Here is a 19669-nt window from a genome sequence, read left to right as displayed (position 1 = left end):
GTTATATCAATTCATGTTGTAACAAACAAAAGGTTAACATTCACTTTAATTTTTTTACTTTTAAGTGTTAACTATTTATCCATAAATACATTAAATGGAAAATCATTCAGATACATCTTTATTTGATGCACTAAAAAAAGGCTCTGAATCTGCTTTTAAAAAAGTGTATGAAGACAATAGAGAGCTGTTTCTAAATTTTGCGAAACGATATTCTCTTGCAGATGAAGAAGTATTAGATGCTTATCAAGATGCCTATGTGGCGTTATATGAAAATATCCAAAATGGAAAGTTGGTAACGTTGAATAGCTCTTTGAGTACATATATAATAAGTATTGGTAAGTACAAGATTATGGAGCGATTAAGAAAGAGAAATAAGCATATCAATAATGAATTATTATTGAGTAGGATAGAAGAGGTAGATGCTGAAATTGAAGAATTTGATATTGACTCGGAGCAACTATCTCCTGAACAAAAATTATTGCGTATGTATTTTGGGAAACTAGGAGAAAAATGCAAGCAAATTTTGAAGCTTTTCTATTATCAACGGTACAATATCAAAGAAATAATGACAGAAGGAAATTACAATAGTGAAAATGTGGTAAAAAGCCAGAAATCTAGATGTTTAAAAACATTAAAGGAAGCCATTAATAATGCCCCCAAACTATGATGGACAAAGAAATTTTATTATTAAAATATTTTGACGGATCATTATCCGAAGAAGAGAAGGTTGTATTTAACCAGTTTTTAGAAGAGGATGATGAGTTTAAGTCGCAATTTCTTCTTGAAAAAGATGTGCAAGCGGTAATTAGAGAAGAGAGCCGAATTGGATTAAAGAAAAAATTACAGCGTTTTGAAACAGAAAGAGAGACCGTTTCTACTGGCAATAAACGAACCTGGTGGAAACCATTAAGCATTGCAGCAAGTATTATACTTTTATTAGGGGCAAGTTGGTTACTATTTAATTCTAATGCCTTTAATGGACAAGAACAATTGTTTGCTAATAATTATGAAAAATACCCGAATACGGTATATACAATTACACGTAGCGATGTTTCAGATGATTCTTTGGAACGTATGGCTTTTGAAGCCTATGAAACCAATAATTATGATGCAGCGATTGAATATCTTCTAGACTTAAAAGAAAAAACTAGATTGGATTATGTCGATTTCTACCTAGGGCAATCATACCTGGCTAATGAAAACTATTTAAAAGCCATAGATAGATTTCAGGAAATTATAGAGATTAATAGCGAATTTAAACAGGAAGCATATTGGTATGCTGCTCTCGCAAATTTAAAACTTGATCAAAATAAGGAAGCCAAGCAGTTATTAGAGGAGCTTGTGCAGAACAAGAAATATAAATTTAAAGAAGCCTCTGAATTACTTAAAAAGTTGGACTAATTGCTTTCTACCTAAAAAAAGAAGCAAGATTACTATACTGCCATAAAGAATCCACTGCCATTTTGAAGATGATATTAAAGGTTTTGTGTTTCCTTGAATAATATAGCCAGACCACCAGTATGGATGAGATAAACCGTTCTCTTTATTCTTTTCTAGAAAAGTAAGCTTGGCTTCTCTTAAAGATTCGTCCTTCGCTTTTCCTTCGGCAAGATTTAAATAAAAATTCCCCATTAAATCTGAAGAAGAGTTGTCGTTTATTTTCCAAAGTGTACTGGTAATGCTAGCTGCACCGCTATAGAAAAATCCTCTAGCTAGACTCAAAAAACCTTCTCCACGTTTGAGTTCGCCAATACCACTTTCGCATCCACTTAAAGTAACGAGACTAGCATTTAAGGTTAAGTTATATAGGTCTTTTACAAAAAGCAAGTCGTCAGATGCTGTATTAGGTGTAAAGGCTAAATAAGAATATTCTGGATATTTATCATCAAATACAGCATGTGTTGCCAAATGTAAAACCGAATAATCAGATAAAGTAGCAGTGAAATTTTGAAGCGTAGCTTGGTCATCAATAAATGACTTACCAGTAAAAGATGTCAATATCTGCTGGACTTCATTTCTGTTGTGCGGTAAATGACCTAATAGTTGAGAACGGGAGTCGTCTGAAGGTATATTAGCATCAAAACTAGGTGCAAATGCTAGAAGCTTAGCACTGTTTTGCTTTTTGCCATTTAATTGAGTCCATAATGTGGCTGAGTTCACATAACTGATTATTTTATCTTCTATCAAGTAGCGACGCTCTCTCTCATTAGTAACCAGACTGCCAAAGGGAATATAATTTAACAATCCATCTGGGGCAAGTATAATTCTTTCTTGAGGATGCAATTTTAAAATTGGCCCTAGTATCTTTTGATACAGTTTATGACTCAACTTGGAAAGTAAATCTGGGTTCGATTTAGCATTCGAGAGCATAGCATGAACTTCACTAATATGGTTTTCAAGCTCCTCTGTAATCGTAATACTATGAAAGAACTTGTCATTCTTTGAAATAGCAATTGTATAAATATTCTGGTTACCGTAGAAGTAGGAAATAAAGAGGTCATTTTCTGTGAGGTTATCTTGTACTTCAGTTAGTGTTTGTATTTTATTATTGTACTTTAAGTCATAGTATGCCGGGTAGTTGGTTTCTAAATCTACAATTAAATTAATATGTTCTTGACGTAAATTGAAAAGCTTGTCTTCAAGCCCAACTTCAATATTTCTCGAAGAAGAAAGTTCTTTTTCAATATTTGTAATTTCAGATTTCAGCTGATTTTCATAAGTCACTTTTTCTTTTGGAATCTTGGCGAAAGTCGTTGCTTGTGAAGATAATAATGCTTCTAATAATAATACTGATTTACTTTTTTCAAAGTATCTAAAAGCTTCTTCAATATAATAATCATTTTTAGAAGATTCGTACAAACTATGAGCAGCTATTAGTCCTGATTCAAAAAGAGGAAACGCATTTTCAATTAATCTTAATTTATCATTATTATTTAGGAAACCTGTTTTAAGATCATCTAAAATTTTGATACTTAAATCAGTGGTGTTAAATGCTGATAAATGACTTTCACTTGTGTTTAAAGTGTTTAACACAATAGCCTTATTTCTATATACTTGAAATAGTTTATTTTGACTATTTTCTGAACTTGAATTAGAGAGTAATAATATTGCCTTGTCGTAAGTGTTAAGAGCTTTGTGATAATACTGATATTGGTTTTGTAACAATCCTATTTTATTAAGTATATGCGCCTTCTTAAAAGAACTATTTCCGCCCCAATTTGTACTGACTAATGTTAAAGCCTTTTGAAATTCTTTTAAGGCTAAATCGTAATTGCCATTTTTTTGTTGAGTTTCGGCACTGACTTGATAAAAACTAGATTCTTCTGGATCATTTTTCTTAAGTAAGCTTCTAGCTATATTGACATAATATTTTGCTCTATCAGACTGTGAAAGAGAATTGTAATTCTGGGCAATATTCAAGACTGTCAATAAATCATTGTCTTTACTGTTTTTTATATTAAAACGATATGTTTTAAAAAGGAATGAATTCGCTTCTTCGTAGTTTTTTTGCCTTTTTAATACTTCTGCTAAAAGATTATAATTCGCGTGCAGCGAAGATTTATCCTCTGAGTTATTCTTTTTTAAATTTCGAATATTTCTTTCGTAATATTTTCTAGCAAGATTTAGTTTTCCTTCATTGCTATACATTTTGGCTAAATAACCATAAGCTGTAGATAGATACGTATGTAAATCAACATCCATTAATTTTTTTGGTTGTTGCTCTATAATATTGATTATTTCATTGAAAAAGACACGCGATTTTTCAAATCTATTTGTAATGTAATAGTAGTTTCCTTTTTGGTATGCAAAATGAACTCTATAAAAAATACCATCATCAACGTTGGTTATAAAATTGTAATGGGTTTTAAAAAGAGAATCAAGCTCAATAAGTGTTGAATCAAGTTCAGATAGATCACGATGGTATTCTAAAACTTCAGCTTTGGCAGTTTTGGCATCAATGATTGATTCAATATCATCTAATGCATAAGTCTCCATTAAATCAAAATAAAATAAAGCGGAGTCTTTATTTATATAGAAATGCTCATATCCTTTTTCATAGATTAAATCTAAATTTTCGGTTTTATCTTGAGCTTTGGCAACGATTATAACAAAAAATGCAAATACTATTAAATTGAAATTTTTAATAATGAGATAGCCTTCAATCCTAAGGTTGAAGGCTATCATTAAACTTTGAATGCTCATTTATTTTTGAACTATAGTTGAAATTGAATATATGAAATTCATACCATTTTTATCTTTTCGTTCTATACTTAAAGTAATATTTTCATTTACTATTAATTCATTCACATTCACTTCTTGAATTTGTATATATCCCTCAGTTCCGGGTAATGGAGAAAGGTACCCATTATCAGATTCTAACACGACTTGATTATTTTCATTAGATCCTTGAACTAGGATCGATTCTAAGTTGTACCCTAAAATGTATCTTAGTTCATTTGGTAAAACATCTGGGCGAGGAGGTCTTGGGATATTGGGGCCTCGACGACCTAATTCATCAAGTATATCTGAAAAAGATGGTACTGTTCCATTAAATGCTACTAACTCTGCATGTAATTGATTAGTTTTTTCCAACTCCTCTTCTAATGACAAACCTTTGCCAGAAATTGATTTAAGCTCCTTAATACGTGCTTCAAGTGAATCGATATCTTTATTTAAAACAAATTTTAGAAGCTCTCCTTCATAAATGTAGTTGTTTTCAGTAAGGATTATTTCTTCATCTTTACCAATGTCCTCTTTACCTATATCTCCATATGGTAATTTTGAACATGCGCATAAAACAATACTGCACATTACAATTAATAATAATTTTGATTTCATGATGTAGTTTTTAAATTTAATAAATAGATTTAATTAGAGTTTAAAGGTCAGTTGGTTATACTCAAAAATATATGGTTTGCCATCTAGTATCTATGAAATATGTAACAGGTGCTATATGGTATGTAACACTGGTAGGTATTACGGAATGTTTGATATCAGCTAAGTTTTTTTAACATCAAGAAAAAGTACTTTTAGACTTTCTTGTTTTAGATGTCTCTGTAACTGAAATACCATTATGGTAACCTGAATTGTGCGTAAAATTGTTTTCATCTTCCTTGTTTTAATTGTTATTTACAATTAATGCAGTTAGGTGAAAAAGGTTAACATTGTTCAGAAAAAAATCAAGAGCATGTTGACGCTACATTGCTTTTTCTAGGACATGATTATTATTGTCTTTTAGTTTAAAAGAGACTTGATTAAAAAAAGTTTCAAACGCTTGTCTTAAATCTTTTCTTAAGTTTTTGGAGTAATCTTTATGAATTGGTTTTTGGTCTTTTCTTGCAAATTTTCCACTTATGGTTATACCCTGTACCTTAAATTGAATGGTATCGGCAGTTTTTATAGGGTTGAGTAAAAAACTAATATAGGTGTCACCAGACCATTGAACTATATGTGATGACGAATCTGAAGTTCTGTGAACACATGAGTATTCATTTAGTTGACTTCTAATGTTTATAATGTCTTGCGTACTAAATTTTAAAGTCAAAAAAATATTTCCGTATTTATTAGCTCTAAAATTGGTTTCAATACTGGTGGCAGGCTCAAAATTGTATTTGAAGTATATTGGACCAGCTTGTCTATTTTTCGTTTGTTGTATTGGTTTTTTTATTGTGGTAGAGTCAATTTCTGGTGAATTATCTAGCTTATTTTTAATAGAAAGAACAGTAGTTTCTTGGTGCCATTTTAGTTCGGTCTTAATATCTGTAGAAGTCACTTGAATGTTGTTTGTCGCCTCATTATTTAAAATTTCAACAAGATCTAGAACTTCATTTTGTGTCATAGATTGACAGTAGCAACTAAATGTTGATAGTATCAGAAGTATATGTGATATTACTCTTTTCATTATTTAATACGTTTCTTTTTTTAGTAATTGGTCTATTTTCTCTCTTGAATATATTCTTCGGTATACATGGGTGAAACCATCATGCATTTCATCACGTATATATAATATATTGTTGTAAACAGTAAATGAGCCCCAAAAAGTAAATTTATCATCTATTTGAATATTGTACACGCTATCTGTACTACTATATATTGATGTGGATTTCCATAAATTAAAATTTGAAGAGGATTTTAATGTGTTTTTTAAATAGGCCTTGAATTTGCAGTCAGATGAAAATATAATAGCATTGTGATTTGGTTTTGAATGGTCATTTCCACCTAATCCACCACTTATTTGTATAAGTTTCCAAGCACCAAATAAACTGTCTGGTAAAGATTGTGAGTATGCAGATTTTGTGCAGATGAGACTTGTTATTAAGCTTATATAAAAAAATGTTTTTGACATTTTATACTATTTATGTGCTAATTAGGTAAAATCAAAACGTCTACTCTTCTATTCTTGGCCCTATTTTCATCGGTGTCATTTTCGACCATGGGTTGTGATTCTCCAAAACCTTTTTCTTTCCAACGGAAACTACTGCTAGGAATTAGTTTTTTCAATTCGGCAGAGACGCTTTTGGCTCTAGCTAATGATAGTTTTTGGTTGGTTTCTGCGCTTCCTACATCATCTGTATGACCTTCTACTATTACATTACCTTTTTTAAGTACGACTATATTTTCCGCAAGCTCTTTTAAAGCAATAATACCTTCTGGTTTTAAATTAGATTTTCCTGTTTCAAATAATACTTTACTATCAAGATTTAAGCGCATAGCAGCGCCAATTGCTGCAATGGCATCAACATCGGCACCTGGTAATCCACTTTCTTTCTTTAAATCGGTAAGACGTACATAATAGAAAAGTTCCCCTTGTTTTACAAATGGTGAAATATCTACTTCGGCAACACCACCATCAATTTTACCAACATGAATCCATTCTTTGCCGTTTTTAGAGATTTCTAGATCGGTCGGCTCAATTTGTCCTATTTCAAAAATGTACAAATCGGGTCCGTTTACATCGGTCAATGCATTATCAGTGAATTGTACTGTAATAGTACCACCTAATCCAAGACTGTGAATTCCTGTAATATCTTCTATGTCATAACCTTGTAGCACATCTGGTTCTCCAAGTACATTCTTTACTTGCTGCGTTAGTAATAAGGGATGATTGTAGTCTACAACAGCATCAGCGAACGATAATTCTCCTAGAGGCAGGTATACTGCCTTTTTCATATGCCCAACATATGTTTCACCGGCTTCATCACCAAAATAAAGATCTGGGTTTAATTTTTGGAATTTATCCTTCGCTGCTTTAGCCTTTCTCTCGAAATCTTTTTGGAATACCTTGACAATTTTCTTACGATATTGTATGGTTTCTTGATATCTAGAACTCGCTTTTAATGTGCCAGAGTTGATGTCATTTTCAGTTTTTTCAAGATCAGCCAAAACGCTATTTGCTTCTTTGACACTATGTAACTGTCCCGTTACTTTTTTCAGCACTTCAATTTTCTTGGTTTCTTCGACAGTAGGTGGTTCTTCATTTTTGCGTTCAATATCGCGCATAACATATCCTGCTTCGGTCAAGTCCAATTTTTCCATAACATTGGTGCCCGCTAAAGAATCAATAGTCTTTAGTTTTGCCATGGTAGCTTCAGGTCCAGATTCTGCTTGTACTATTAAAATAGCTTCTTCAAGCGAAACTCCCGTTGGTGTATTATTAGAAGTCAACTGTTCTTTTGATAGCTTACCTTTTAATTCTGGTTCGTTTTTAAGCTCTAACTCTCTATTCTTCATCGCTTCTTGAGCTAGAAGCTTTAGACTATCTGGGTTGTTTATCAGTTTTTGCATTTCTTCTCTAGACACACCGCTTGCTTCTAATAAATCAAGTATGGCATCTGATTTTAGCATATCACCAAAAGAACCTAGGTCTTGTGAGCCATGAGAATCAGATCCGCTCATTTCTAAAAGCTTCTTTAAGGCATTTGTTTCTGGTAAATCATTGCCAGAACTATCATCTTGGTTGCCCATATTTAAGAATCCACCTAATTGCTCTATTGATTTTTCTAGATCAGTCACAGATATGTCCAAATTTTCTTCTGGGTTGTCGATATGGGAAGTGCTTTCTGGTTCTGATACGGATTCGGTTTTAGTATTCTCAGCACACGAGAAAACCAAACACACCACTATAATTATTATGTATTGTTTCATTTTTATGTTTTTATTCCATGATCTTAGCTCTACGATAGTGCTCTACAATTCGGCTTGCCTGTTGTTTTAATAAGCTAGTTGAGCCTCCTCTTGTGCTATTCATTGGGTTGCATTTTGCGTCCATAGCTTCAAAATCATTTATCATAGATTCTATATAATCATCAAATTTGTCTGAATAGGCTTTTCTTAGCTGATTCATAGCTGGTTCAATTTTATTATGTAAGGTGCCCTGCCAAGCAATTGCAGTTGCAGCATGAACTTGAGAACCAGCGTTGCCGTAATGAATAAGTCTTTTAAGTTCTTTTATTTCGCTGCTATAGAAATCCTGAAGGAATCTGAAGTAGGCTTCGGTTCTAGTAATATTAGCCATTAGTCCGTGATGACAATTCCTGCAAGAGTTAAGTTCCTCACAATAAATTACTATCTGATTTTCATTAAACCCTCCATCATTATCATCCCAGTCATCGTCAAAATCTTCATCTTCTTCTGATAATAATTCGACTTGGCTCTTGAGTTGCTGAACTTGTCTACTTAGTTGCTCCAATTGTTCGCCATTAAAATCAGGAGGAGGCACTCTTTGTCCACCTTCTGTGGGTTCGCCAGGCATATCTTCATTATATTCCCTGTCAAATGCCTCATTTGCTTCTTTTATTCTTGTCATTACTACCGCAGATTCTTCACCATTTAATACCGTTGCTCCTGAATTATGGTCAATTTGTATGGCTCTTGTATCTGTTGATCCATTATTCCTATAGTTGGTGAGTTGAGCTTTACCAGAAGTCATTGCCGTATTTTTTGGCGCTGGGGTTTGATCCGCAACATTAGAAGTTCCATATTCATAAAAAACAGGAGATGCTCCTTGTCCATCAACAGGTACTAATTTTGGTTCATTTTGTGCCATTAAGTTGTTTATGGAAATAAGGGTAATAAATATGAATAGTGTATGCTTTGAATTTTTTTTGAGCAATAAGAAGAGGACAAGTAAAACTATAATTAAGCTAAGCAACCCAATGATAATGTACATCACAGTACCTCTGTTTCTTCTGGCTGCAGATACCGCGGAAGTATTGTTCTCAATTGTAGCACTAGATATACTTCCTGCAATACCTAATTTTTGTAAATGAAGATTGTACTCTTCTATATCATCTGTGATTCGAATAAGAGATTTGGTTGATGGAAACTGTAAACCTACTTTAATAATTATTACATAAGGTATTCCACCAACTTTAGAAGACACTCCTATTCCTGCCATATTCATAGTCCTAAAAATTTTATCGACAAATTTATCTTCTCCTGTAGACACCTTAGATTCAATTTTATCCCAACCAGATTTATGAAAACTAATATCTATATTATGTTTGGGAGCCTTACTTATAATTCTAACTAATACTGGAGCTTTTACCGAAAGACCTTTTACAACAAATCGCTGAAGGGAATCAATTCCACCAGACGTCCATTCCATAGCGCCCATAAAGCTGCCATCATTCAGCTTGGTCAATTTTATTTCGTGCGTTTTTACCTTTCCGAAAGGGTCTATTAATTGGGCATTTCCTAAAACTCCAAATAATAAAAATGATAGGATAAAAATTGTTCTCATAATCCTCTTATTTTCTATGTTTTTGTAATAAATAGTTCGCTAAATCTGTCATTTTAAGCCGTAACTCTTCGTGCTGCTCGGTTGTACGGTCTGTATTTGCACTTCTAAATCCATAATGAAGTAAAAAGGCGTCATCATAATTTTCATTGTAAATGATTATTCTTCCATGAGCAGGTTGGTATGCTAAATAACAGTCTCCTGTATCAGCGAGTTCTATATCCATACCCATAATTTTTAATTCTTTTTCTTTTCTTTCTAAGTAACTGCGAATTTCTTTCTTGTTCTGTTTTTTTGAACTTGGAGCGGTGCCCCAGGAAATTTTTGAGCCTTCGCCTAAAGTATTTTGCCCAAAACCATTAAGGTTAAATGCGCATTCATTTTGTCTACTATTATTAGAAAGACTAAGGCTTGTCTCGGGAACTTTTAGCACGTTTGCTATTTCAGAAATATCCATTTCACATTTAAAATGAGAAAGGAGGCTGGTGTAGTCGGCTGAATCCATATTTTCAGATTCACTCTGCTCAACAGGCTTATCCTCTAATTTAGAAGTACTGTTGTTGTTTGTTTCTTTTTTTGAAGATGTGTTGCAGGCAAAAAGAAATGGTATTGTTAAAAGGACAATTAAGTATTTCATACTATTTGTTTTAAAATGATTTTTCATAATCTAAAGTGTTAATGCTAAAGTCTTTCTCTATAAGTTGTGTACAGATCATATGAACTGGTTTCGCATTTTTCTGTGAATAATCGATCATATCCATTTCAAGTACTAAACCGTCTATAATACTTAACCATGATGGGTCAATTCCCTTTTTTATGTTTTTAAATTTCTTTTTTCGTAAACTTGAATATGCGGTATTGAATGAAATATCTGCATCTTGTGTTATCCAAACAGTACCAGATAATTGTGGACCGGTAACTTGATATTCATCACACTCATATCCTAAAATATCTTTGGTTTGGCCTGTGTTCGATACTGAATAATCATCGCTATCCATGTCCAATTCAGGCGCATCTTCTAAATCTAATTGTACCGAATTTGTTGTTCGCTGTCCGCCCATGTTCATAAAGGTGTGTATGGCCTCATTGGGTAAATCCATAACGGTTACGAATTCAGAAGCATCTTTCATATTAAAAGAGCTTCCTATATATTCATCATCATTGGTTAAATAGTAGGTGATGTCGGTCGTGCTTCCATCACTCTCAATTTCCATTACATATTCGTGGCTAAATGAATAAAGCTCTAGCTTTTCGGCTTTTTTGTTTTTAAACATTCTACCTTTATTGTTAAAGACAGTGTCGAAAGATTTTTCTGTTTCACGCTCTGTTTTTTCAGCTACTTTTCTCTCTATAGTTTGTGCTGCAGCTTCCTGTGCACGTTCTTTAAGTTTTTTAAAAAATTGTGCGTTAGCATTGGTAGTTATGCTGAATACAAACAAAATCGCTATTAGTTTACATGTTTTCATGATGTTCTTTTTTAGTCGTTTGTCTTTTAATGACACGATTTAAAAAAGGTTAACATCAATCTTTTTTTCGGAACGATATTTTTTTGATCACCTTACTGTCATGAAGGATCTTTAATATGTAAAGCCCTTCTTTTAAATGATTAATATTCAAGTAAATCTGTTTTTCAGGTAAACTGTCAATTGAGCCTTTAAGACTATTATCGTCTTTCTTCATAGTCAGTTTGACTTTGCATTTTGAAATACACGAGTTTTATTAAATGTGAAATTAATACAGGTGTTTTTATGGTACTACATTGTATGTAACAATTACTATATAATATGTAACCAATTGGTAGGTAGTCTGTTATTGTATTTTAGTGTTGTGCGAAGCAATATATTCTGAAGGAGTGCAATGATATACTTCTTTAAAGCATTTGCTGAAATATGCGTGATTATTGAAACCAACGCTATAGCCGACTTCTGATATATTTATACCAGGTTTTTTTAGCATTTGTGTAGCTAGTTTTAAACGTTGAGAACGTATGAATTCTGTAGTGGAGAGACCTGTAAGCGCTTTTAGTTTTCTGTGAAGTTGCATTCTGCTCATGTGAATTGCAGCACTAAAATCAGCTGCGTTAAAGGCGGGGTCTATGAGTTTGTTATCAAGAATTTTTTGAAGTTTGCTCAAGAATTTTTCGTCTACAGACGATATCGCAATTTCTTTTGGTCTTAGAATTATTTCTTGACTGTACCTTGATTGCAACTTTTTTCTAAGCGCTACCAAAGAAGCGGTTTTACGCTCTAGTATTTTTTGATTAAATGGTTTTGTAATATAATCATCTGCACCAAATTCTATACCCGTTAATTCGTTATCTTCACCAGCTTTTGCCGTTAAAAGTATAATGGGGATATGACTGGTACGTTCATCATTCTTTAAGGTTTTTGTTAGCTCTAGACCATCTTTTTTAGGCATCATCAAGTCTGAAATAATAATATCGGGTATTTTATTAAGTGCTATTTGAATACCTTCTTCACCATCAGATGCCTGTATAATATAGTACATGTTTTTAAAGGTGTTATGAAGAAAAGTTCTTACATCTTTATTGTCTTCCACTATAAGTAAAATGGGCAAATCGTTCTTAGGTAAAATTTCTTCTTGAGTAGTTTTAGATTCAGTAATCGTGGTAACTTTTGAATGTCTAGGCTCAATACTTTTAATGACCTCTATATTTTTAAGCTTTTTCTTGTCGATACATAGAGATACATCGAAAAGCGTCCAGTTTAGTTTGTCGCTGCTAACGTTTATTTTACCACCATGTAGTTCAGTAAGTTCTTTTACTAGTGATAAACCAATACCAATACCTTCGTTATGATTACTGGTCTGATAAAATCTATTGAAGATGGTTTTCATCTGTATAGTAGAAATGCCATTACCGGTGTTCTTTATTGTTATCTTTAAGTTATTTTGAACGATCTTCGAACTAAGAAGAATGGTACCTCGCTCTGGCGTATATTTTATGGCATTACCCAATAAATTTATGACAATGTTCTCTACAGCATTATGATCAAACCAACACAGTTTATCGGTATCTGAAATTTGAAGTTTAAAAGCTATATTCTTTTGCAAGGCAAGAAATGAAAAAGACTCGCTCCAAGCTGAAATCAGTTGGGTGGCATACCCTTGTTGTATACGTAATTTTCTATTGCCGCTATCAATTTTAGATAATTCTAGTAGTTGATCTACTAAAGAAGATAGTCTTACAGTACTTTTTTGAGCAATCTCTAAATGGTTTCTTTGATCATTGCTGAGTTTTGTATTGGTCAGTGCTTCTTGAATTGGTGCCGAGATTAAATTTAAAGGAGTTCTAAATTCATGAGATATATTCGTAAAGAAGTCGGTTTTTAAGGCGTCAACTTCTTGTAATTTGCGATTCACTTTTATTCTGTTACGATATAGAACAAATACTAACAGGGCAACTAAAGAGGTAAAGGCTATGATCCCGAATAGAAAATTACGCTGTGCTTTTTGTAACATATCGGTCAGTTCGTACTGTGCTTTTAAAAGGGCTACTTCTTGTTGTTGCTGCTCCTTAAAACGTAATTGTTGATTTAATATAAAACCGTTGGCGTTTTCTTGCTGATTGAGATACTCGACTTGTTCGTCGTAAGCTAGTTTAGTTCGGTATGCGTTGGCATAATCCTTCACTAAATCATAATACTTAATTTCTACCCTATTTAGTTCTGTTTTAAAACCTAATCGATCTGTAACATCAGGATGCAATCGGGCTTTTTCTAAATGAAACAAGGCTTCTTTTGGTTCATTGAGCGCTATAAAAAGCTCTGCCCAATGTAAGTGAACTACTCCTGCTAAAGTAGAAGCTTGTGGTTTCTCTATTAAATAACTTACGTTGGTCAGGTATTTTTCCGTTTTGGCATACTCCTTTTTTTTAAAATGCATTTTGGCAAGTCCTATGGTTGCTACTACTATTGCTGTTGGATCACCAATATTGTTGCCCTGAGTTAATAGCTGTTCATATAATTGAATGGCTACATCAAAATTATTCTCTTGAACGGCAAGTTTAACCAAAAGTCTATTGGCTTCATATTCACCAGGCGGATAATCTACTTCTTTAGATATGGCTATGCATTGCTCTATGTAGTTCTTTGCTAAATCATTATTTCCTTTGGCATCCAAATAAATTTCCGCCATATATCCTTTTACCCTTGCCAATAAAGAAGTTTGAATATTGTTGGTTGTGTAAAGGGAATCTATCTTTAAATAAAGATTCATTTTTTTGCTAAGATCTGGCTCTGCCGAAGCAAACATGCTGTATGCCGAAGCTATGCCTTCTAAGTAGTCTACTTTTTTAGAAAGCGCAAGAATATCTTCATATCTCAAGAGACTCTTTTCCATTTCACCTTTAAAGTATTCATGGTTTGCCAACCAAATATTACTGTTTATGGCTAAAGAGTCATTGCCTTGTAAACTACTAATATCATATGCCTTTTTATAATGATGTTCAGAAGAGTCTAATTGACTTACAAAGAAATAATATTGACCAAGGTCTTGGTGATAATAGTAAGATGGAAAAAATGAATTTGTTGCATCTTTTTCAATCTTTAATTTTTTAACATAGTGCAAAGCCGAATCCGGATTTTTGAAAATTAAATCTTTGAAGTTTTTATGATTGACTGTATAATTATTTGAATTTTGGCCATAGGAAACTAGAGAGCAGAAAAATATAAGTATAATTAGTAGTTTCCTCATACTATGATGATTTGTACTAAATATAAGAATAGGATATAAAAGGAGAAGCCTAGAATTTATTTTTCGACCTTAAATTGACTTATGAAACAATTAGCGTATAAGCGAAATCAACTCTGTGGCATATAGCGGCATCAATTTGGTAACACATTCTTTACCTACAAATTACTTTATAGCTAGGTAAGAGCAATAGTTTTGTAGCGCCTTTTAGGAGGATACGTTCTTAGTTTGAGTTAGTTTGGTAAAGCCGATTTATTCAATCGGCTTTTTTATTGCGATATAGTGAAGACCAATGTCTTTAAAACAACTAACCTGTGCAGATTTAATTCTTGTTCTCACTAAAAAAGAACACCCATAAAAAGGCGACAATAAGACAAATAGCGAAAAACCCAAAGAGATTAATGTAATTAGACATAAGTAGGAATTTTCGGCTAAACTATAAAAACTAACATGGGGAAAGGTCCATATCAAATTATTTTCGATGAACGGTACGCTGGCATAAGTTATGTTTAATTGCCTAGTAATCAGTCAGTATTAGGTATTAACAAGCTGAATATTAGTGATGTTTTCATATTTAATTCTTCGTAAAATGCAGACTAAAGTCTTTTACTCCAAATTTCATACATGGGTTCTCCTTTACTGTTCTTACCCGTATGGTGCCAATCGTTACCCTTAAGTTTGTAATTGAATTCTAGCTCTGCACCAACTCTTGAGTTGTCTTTTGAGAAAAACTCAATTTGTTCTTTATATATTTCATTTAGGGAACTGTAGCTGCCGCCTCCGGTTCCAGAGAATTTAAAATATTCTGTATCGTAAGCAATCCATTGAAATGTATTGTCCATTAAAAACTTTAAAGTTTTTCTTGAACTTTCTTCACCTCTTCTGTCTTGTCCAGTATCTGGTCCTCTAGTAGCAAATAACCATGTTCCATCTAAATCTTGAGTACTTGGAAATTGAGGTTTAAGGGCAAATTTTTTGAACCAATTCATTTTAAGTATTTTACCAACCATTTCAATAGGTATAGAAAGTTTTTGAATTTTGTCTTCACTGTAATTAGAATTGAATTCTAAAAGTACTACCAAAAGACTGTGCGCTGAAGTCTCTTCTATTTGTATAAATCCTCCTAAAGTTCTAATGAAATTTGCGGGTTCAATTTCATACTCGTTATAGATGAAATAATCCTCATTTATTTTTACTTGATGCACTCTTTTAGAACCATTAATTTCTAGGGTATCTGCATAAATTCCAGTTGGAATTTGGCTGTTAGCGACAAAACTTACAGCAAAAAAGAAGAATGCAATTATGAAATGACTTTTTATATTGAAATTATTCATTTTATTAATTTTGGAAATTTATTTTTAATAATCTAAAAATAAAACAGTTATGCTTTATTTTATAGTTTTTTTTAAACAATAATTTAAAATTTCACCATAGGTCGTAAAAAAAATAAAAACCCTTGTTTTTTCAATTTTTTTGATTTCATTTGTCCTGTCCTAATACACTACTTAGTGCGTTAGGGATTTCAAGCTTTTAGCTGAACATTATGTATCGTTATTCTATGTTCGGGTTTGAGGGAAATTGGAAGTTTTTCCCACAAATGGCTTATAAGATAGGTTGCCGATTAGTAAAGCACACTTCCATTACTTATTCTACAATCATGCAAAGTCAGCATGATTACTTCTTTATTCCTACCACACAGATGCAAATCTTGGTGTGATCCTTTGCTTAAGATGGTTACGTTTTCTTAACTTTAAGTCTTTAGGCTTGTTACTATATTTAACAAATATCAAATTTCATTATAATTCAATTTCATGAATACCAAATACATTGATCTAATTGATCAAACTTATTATTTTCCCCAAGAAGAGTTTAATTTAGATGGTGAGCACTTACAATTTCACGGCATACCATTAAATGAATTAGTTAAGGAATACGGGAGTCCTTTAAAATTCACGTACCTGCCAAAAATTTCTGATAATATACTTAGGGCTAAAAATTGGTTTGCAAACGCTATAGAAAAAAACAACTATAAGGGTAAATACCATTATTGTTATTGTACAAAAAGTTCTCATTTTCAGCATGTAATGCATGAGGCTTTAAAAAACAATATACATATGGAAACCTCCTCTGCTTTCGATATTAATATTATTGAGAAGCTTAAAGCAGATGGCAAACTAACAGATGAAACATATGTCATCTGTAACGGATTTAAACGCGAAAAGTACATTGACAACATTGCTAGATTAATTAATAATGGTCACCAAAATTGTGTTCCTATTATTGATAATTACGAAGAAATAGATTTGCTGTCAGAGGTTATAAATGACACTTTTAAAGTAGGTATCCGTATTGCATCTGAGGAGGAGCCTAAATTCGAGTTCTATACGTCTCGTTTAGGTATTGGCTACAAGAATATTGTACCTTTTTATGAAAATCAAATAAAGGATAATGATAAGGTTGAGCTTAAAATGCTTCACTTTTTTATTAATACCGGTATACGTGATAATGCGTATTACTGGAACGAGCTTGTAAAGTGTTTAAAAGTATATGTTCGTTTAAAGAAAATCTGTCCTTCTCTAGATAGTTTAAATATTGGTGGAGGTTTTCCTATTAAAAATTCATTGGCTTTTGAATATGATTATCAATACATGATCAATGAAATTTTAAACCAAATCAATATTACGTGTTCAGAAGCAGATGTGCCTGTTCCTCATATTTTTACTGAATTTGGTAGCTTTACTGTAGGTGAAAGTGGTGGTGCCATTTATGAAATCTTATACCAAAAACAACAGAACGATCGTGAAAAATGGAATATGATAGATTCTTCTTTCATAACCACATTGCCAGATACTTGGGCTATAAATAAGAGATTTATCATGTTGCCAATTAACCGTTGGAACGATGAGTACGAAAGGGTGTTGTTGGGCGGACTTACTTGTGATAGTGATGATTACTACAATAGCGAACAAAACATGAACGCCATTTATTTACCCAAATATAAAAGAGAGAAGCCATTGTATATTGGGTTTTTTAATACTGGTGCATATCAAGAATCAATTGGAGGTTATGGAGGGCTGCAACACTGTTTAATTCCGCAACCAAAACATATTTTGATTGATAAAGATGAAAACGGTAACTTCACTTACAAACTTTTTAGAGCCCAACAAAAGGCAGAAGATCTATTGGGTATTTTAGGTTATGATGTTGAAGGAGGGACTGAATAAAATTAGTTTGGCGGCAAAGGCCGATGAACATAGAATTACGTATATAAAATTAAATAGATTACTAAAAAACCACTTAACAATAGCTAAAATATCATGAGTACATCTAAGAATTATGCCGGAATTTCCGATGAATTCGCACAACTAGAAAAATCCAAAGTTATCTTAATACCTGTTCCTTATGACGGAACAAGTACTTGGGGTAAAGGAGCGGATAAAGGTCCTGAAGCTTTTTTAGAAGCATCAGAAAACATGGAATTGTATGATATTGAAACCGATTCTGAAGTTTATAAACAAGGAATTCATTTAACAGCGCCAGTTACAGAGAACAGTTCTCCAGAGGCAATGGTTAATGCGGTGCATAACATTACAAAAGACTTTATTAAACGTAATAAGTTTGTAACCTTGTTTGGCGGTGAACATTCTATTTCTATTGGTTCTATACGCGCCTTTAATGAATGTTTCGATAATTTAACGGTATTGCAGATAGATGCTCATGCCGATTTAAGAGAATCTTACGAAGGTACAAAGTACAACCATGCTTGCGCAGTATATGAAGCTAACCAGACCACTAATTTGGTTCAGGTAGGTATACGTTCTATGGATATTATAGAAAAGACCTTGATGGATGAAGAAAAAACATTCTTCGCCCATGATATGATAGCTGATGAGTATTGGTCAGATAAAGTGATTGAGGCAATGACAGAAAATGTGTTCATTACTTTTGATCTAGATGCTTTTGATCCTTCGATTATGCCTTCTACCGGTACTCCAGAACCAGGCGGTTTGCTTTGGTATGAGACTTTAGAATTCTTAAAGCAGGTTTTTGCGGATAAGAATGTTGTAGGTTTTGATATTGTAGAGCTATGTCCTAACAAAAATGAAAGGTCGTCAGATTTCTTGGCCGCAAAATTATATTACAAAATGCTTAGCTATAAGTTTGCTGGGCAAGACATAGATCAAGAGTATGATAATACTTTTGATGTAGATTATAAAGCAATCACAAATTCAAAATTTGAAGATGACGAAGACTAAAGGTGCAATCACCAATTTTATAGAAAAATATTATTTACATTTTAATGCTGCTGCCTTGGTAGATGCCGCTAAAGGGTATGAAGAGCAATTAGATAATGGTGCCAAAATGTTGGTGTCCTTAGCTGGTGCAATGTCTACTGCAGAATTAGGTAAAATTTTTGCAGAGGTAATACGTCAAGATAAAGTTCAGATTATATCTTGTACAGGTGCCAACTTAGAAGAAGATATCATGAATCTGGTAGCGCATTCTCATTACAAACGTGTACCTAATTACAGAGATCTTACGCCGCAAGACGAGTGGGATTTGTTAGAAAAAGGATTAAACCGTGTAACCGATACTTGTATTCCAGAAGAAGAAGCATTTAGAAGATTGCAAGAGCATATCTTCAAAATCTGGAAAGATGCAGATGATAAAGGAGAGCGTTTTCTACCGCATGAATTCATGTACAAAATGCTACTTTCAGGTGTTCTAGAGGAATATTATGAAATAGACCTTAAAGACTCTTGGATGTACGCTGCTGCAGAGAAGAATTTGCCTATTATCTGTCCAGGATGGGAAGATAGTACTATGGGTAACATTTTTGCCAGTTATGTAATGAAAGGGGAGCTGAAGGCTAGCACTATGAAATCTGGTATCGAATACATGACTTTCTTGGCAGATTGGTATACTGCAAATTCAGAAAATGGAATTGGATTCTTCCAAATAGGTGGTGGTATCGCAGGCGATTTCCCTATTTGCGTAGTACCAATGTTATACCAAGATATGGAGCGTACAGATACTCCGTTTTGGAGCTATTTCTGTCAAATAAGCGACAGTACAACTAGTTATGGTTCTTATTCTGGTGCCGTACCTAATGAAAAGATAACTTGGGGTAAATTAGATATTAATACTCCTAAATATATTATAGAAAGTGATGCGACGATAGTTGCGCCCTTAATTTTTGCTTACCTATTAGATATGTAA

The 19669-nt window shown here is 33.0% G+C and carries 15 protein-coding genes; 5 read left to right on the top strand and 10 right to left on the bottom strand.

All coding sequences use genetic code 11. The features are described from left to right. Positions 1-94 precede the first annotated feature (94 nt). Both P178_RS0105370 and P178_RS0105365 read left to right on the top strand, forming a co-directional pair. Complete coding sequence (locus P178_RS0105370; RefSeq protein WP_027065249.1) at positions 95-667, top strand: RNA polymerase sigma factor; 573 nt, start codon at positions 95-97, stop codon at positions 665-667. Then, a complete protein-coding gene (locus P178_RS0105365; protein WP_155941580.1) occupies positions 664-1401 on the top strand; it encodes a tetratricopeptide repeat protein in 738 nt (245 codons plus the stop codon). Before P178_RS0105370 ends, P178_RS0105365 begins: the two co-directional genes overlap by 4 nt. Here the strand turns inward: P178_RS0105365 and P178_RS21520 are convergent. The 10 genes from P178_RS21520 to P178_RS0105305 form a co-directional block, all read right to left on the bottom strand. Further along, positions 1381-4203, bottom strand: a complete 2823-nt coding sequence (locus tag P178_RS21520) for a CHAT domain-containing protein (protein ID WP_051638179.1) — start codon at positions 4201-4203, stop codon at positions 1381-1383. The two genes, P178_RS0105365 and P178_RS21520, sit on opposite strands and share 21 nt — an antisense overlap. After that, positions 4204-4839, bottom strand: a complete 636-nt coding sequence (locus P178_RS0105355) for a hypothetical protein (RefSeq protein WP_027065247.1) — start codon at positions 4837-4839, stop codon at positions 4204-4206. It lies immediately after the preceding gene. 358 nt (positions 4840-5197) lie between these two features. Then, entirely contained in the window at positions 5198-5839 is a 642-nt protein-coding gene (locus P178_RS0105345; protein WP_027065246.1) for a hypothetical protein, read from the bottom strand. A 66-nt stretch (positions 5840-5905) separates the two neighbouring features. After that, a complete protein-coding gene (locus tag P178_RS0105340) occupies positions 5906-6346 on the bottom strand; it encodes a hypothetical protein (RefSeq protein WP_027065245.1) in 441 nt (146 codons plus the stop codon). Positions 6347-6363: 17 nt separating this feature from the next. Continuing rightward, the gene (locus P178_RS22570; RefSeq protein ID WP_081819394.1) at positions 6364-8145 is read right to left on the bottom strand and encodes an OmpA family protein; all 1782 of its coding nucleotides are present in this window, start codon (positions 8143-8145) and stop codon (positions 6364-6366) included. A 10-nt stretch (positions 8146-8155) separates the two neighbouring features. Next, positions 8156-9742 carry a hypothetical protein gene (locus P178_RS0105330; RefSeq protein ID WP_027065244.1) on the bottom strand — a complete coding sequence of 529 codons (1587 nt, stop codon included), beginning with the start codon at positions 9740-9742 and terminating at the stop codon, positions 8156-8158. A gap of 7 nt (positions 9743-9749) precedes the next feature. After that, a complete protein-coding gene (locus P178_RS0105325; protein ID WP_155941579.1) occupies positions 9750-10376 on the bottom strand; it encodes a hypothetical protein in 627 nt (208 codons plus the stop codon). Between the two features lie 10 nt (positions 10377-10386). Continuing rightward, positions 10387-11205 carry a DUF4412 domain-containing protein gene (locus tag P178_RS0105320; protein ID WP_027065242.1) on the bottom strand — a complete coding sequence of 273 codons (819 nt, stop codon included), beginning with the start codon at positions 11203-11205 and terminating at the stop codon, positions 10387-10389. Positions 11206-11548: 343 nt separating this feature from the next. Beyond that, on the bottom strand, positions 11549-14452 hold the full coding sequence (locus P178_RS22565) for a response regulator (RefSeq protein ID WP_027065241.1): 2904 nt from the start codon (positions 14450-14452) through the stop codon (positions 11549-11551). A gap of 593 nt (positions 14453-15045) precedes the next feature. Then, a complete protein-coding gene (locus P178_RS0105305; protein ID WP_036145761.1) occupies positions 15046-15783 on the bottom strand; it encodes a hypothetical protein in 738 nt (245 codons plus the stop codon). A 477-nt stretch (positions 15784-16260) separates the two neighbouring features. Here P178_RS0105305 and P178_RS0105300 point away from each other — a divergent pair, with 477 nt between their 5' ends. From P178_RS0105300 to P178_RS0105290, 3 genes are all read left to right on the top strand, one after another. After that, positions 16261-17673 (top strand): arginine decarboxylase, encoded by a 1413-nt coding sequence (locus P178_RS0105300; RefSeq protein ID WP_027065239.1) that lies wholly within the window; start codon positions 16261-16263, stop codon positions 17671-17673. Between the two features lie 93 nt (positions 17674-17766). Continuing rightward, a complete protein-coding gene (gene speB, locus P178_RS0105295; protein WP_027065238.1) occupies positions 17767-18705 on the top strand; it encodes an agmatinase in 939 nt (312 codons plus the stop codon). Beyond that, on the top strand, positions 18692-19669 hold the full coding sequence (locus P178_RS0105290) for a deoxyhypusine synthase family protein (RefSeq protein WP_027065237.1): 978 nt from the start codon (positions 18692-18694) through the stop codon (positions 19667-19669). The genes speB and P178_RS0105290 overlap by 14 nt, the downstream gene beginning before the upstream one ends.

Origin of the sequence: Maribacter sp. Hel_I_7 (genome assembly GCF_000688315.1) — a bacterium.
GTDB classification, from domain to species: Bacteria; Bacteroidota; Bacteroidia; order Flavobacteriales; family Flavobacteriaceae; genus Maribacter; species Maribacter stanieri.
The sequence above is the reverse complement of the archived record's forward strand: the minus strand, read 5'-3'. Positions and strand labels throughout refer to the sequence as shown.

Excerpts from the sequence above, each read along its gene's own strand:
- P178_RS0105370 (WP_027065249.1), top strand. The coding sequence starts at position 95 with ATGGAAAATCATTCAGATACATCTTTATTTGATGCACTAAAAAAAGGC.
- P178_RS0105365 (WP_155941580.1), top strand. The coding sequence starts at position 664 with ATGATGGACAAAGAAATTTTATTATTAAAATATTTTGACGGATCATTA.
- P178_RS21520 (WP_051638179.1), bottom strand. The coding sequence starts at position 4,203 with ATGAGCATTCAAAGTTTAATGATAGCCTTCAACCTTAGGATTGAAGGC.
- P178_RS0105355 (WP_027065247.1), bottom strand. The coding sequence starts at position 4,839 with ATGAAATCAAAATTATTATTAATTGTAATGTGCAGTATTGTTTTATGC.
- P178_RS0105345 (WP_027065246.1), bottom strand. The coding sequence starts at position 5,839 with ATGACACAAAATGAAGTTCTAGATCTTGTTGAAATTTTAAATAATGAG.
- P178_RS0105340 (WP_027065245.1), bottom strand. The coding sequence starts at position 6,346 with ATGTCAAAAACATTTTTTTATATAAGCTTAATAACAAGTCTCATCTGC.
- P178_RS22570 (WP_081819394.1), bottom strand. The coding sequence starts at position 8,145 with ATGAAACAATACATAATAATTATAGTGGTGTGTTTGGTTTTCTCGTGT.
- P178_RS0105330 (WP_027065244.1), bottom strand. The coding sequence starts at position 9,742 with ATGAGAACAATTTTTATCCTATCATTTTTATTATTTGGAGTTTTAGGA.
- P178_RS0105325 (WP_155941579.1), bottom strand. The coding sequence starts at position 10,376 with ATGAAATACTTAATTGTCCTTTTAACAATACCATTTCTTTTTGCCTGC.
- P178_RS0105320 (WP_027065242.1), bottom strand. The coding sequence starts at position 11,205 with ATGAAAACATGTAAACTAATAGCGATTTTGTTTGTATTCAGCATAACT.
- P178_RS22565 (WP_027065241.1), bottom strand. The coding sequence starts at position 14,452 with ATGAGGAAACTACTAATTATACTTATATTTTTCTGCTCTCTAGTTTCC.
- P178_RS0105305 (WP_036145761.1), bottom strand. The coding sequence starts at position 15,783 with ATGAATAATTTCAATATAAAAAGTCATTTCATAATTGCATTCTTCTTT.
- P178_RS0105300 (WP_027065239.1), top strand. The coding sequence starts at position 16,261 with ATGAATACCAAATACATTGATCTAATTGATCAAACTTATTATTTTCCC.
- speB (WP_027065238.1), top strand. The coding sequence starts at position 17,767 with ATGAGTACATCTAAGAATTATGCCGGAATTTCCGATGAATTCGCACAA.
- P178_RS0105290 (WP_027065237.1), top strand. The coding sequence starts at position 18,692 with ATGACGAAGACTAAAGGTGCAATCACCAATTTTATAGAAAAATATTAT.